Genomic DNA, 705 nt, shown 5'->3' with positions numbered 1-705 from the left:
CGGCTGCCCCGGCAGCGAGGCCGCCGCCATCGAGCAGGCGCTGCGCGCACTGGCGGCAACGCAGCCCAGGCTGGCCGGGATCGGCCGGTTCCTGCAGCATCCGGCGTTTCCGGTGGACATCCGCCACAACGCCAAGATCGGCCGCGAGAAGCTCGCGGTCTGGGCGGCAACCCGATTGAAGGAGCGCGCATGAAGATTCTGGTCACCGGCGGCGGTGGATTTCTCGGTCAGGCGCTGTGCCGGGGCCTGGTCGCGCGCGGCCACGAGGTGCTCAGCTTCAACCGCGGCCATTACCCGCAGCTGCAGGCGCTGGGCGTGGGCCAGATCCGCGGCGATCTGGCCGATGCCAATGCGGTGCACCACGCCGCCGCCGGCGTCGATGCGATCTTCCACAACGCCGCCAAGGCCGGCGCCTGGGGCAGCTATGACAGCTACTTCCAGGCCAATGTGGTTGGCACCCGCAACGTGCTGGCCGCCTGTCGCGCGCATGGCATCGGGCGTCTGGTCTATACCTCCACGCCGAGCGTGACCCATCGCGCCACCCATCCGGTGGAGGGGCTGGGCGTGGACGAGGTGCCCTATGGCGAGGATTTCCAGGCGCCGTACGCGGCCACCAAGACCCTCGCCGAGCAGGAAGTGCTGGCGGCCAACGGCGCCGAGCTGGCCACCGTCGCGCTGCGGCCGCGGTTGATCTGGGGGCCGGGC

General features: G+C 71.1%; 1 protein-coding gene and 1 pseudogene. Both read left to right on the top strand.

Features of this window, described 5'->3' with window-relative positions; genetic code table 11:
- Nucleotides 1–193: pseudogene (locus tag JCM9942_RS17425) on the top strand (peptide synthase); the annotation flags it as partial.
- Nucleotides 190–705 (top strand): NAD-dependent epimerase/dehydratase family protein (locus tag JCM9942_RS17420; protein ID WP_157723068.1); only part of this gene is annotated, 516 nt, incomplete at its 3' end. The pseudogene JCM9942_RS17425 and the gene JCM9942_RS17420, both read left to right, overlap by 4 nt.

The sequence above is a fragment of the Stenotrophomonas pictorum JCM 9942 genome (genome assembly GCF_001310775.1).
Taxonomy (GTDB): domain Bacteria; phylum Pseudomonadota; class Gammaproteobacteria; order Xanthomonadales; family Xanthomonadaceae; genus Stenotrophomonas; species Stenotrophomonas pictorum.
The sequence above is the reverse complement of the archived record's forward strand: the minus strand, read 5'-3'. Positions and strand labels throughout refer to the sequence as shown.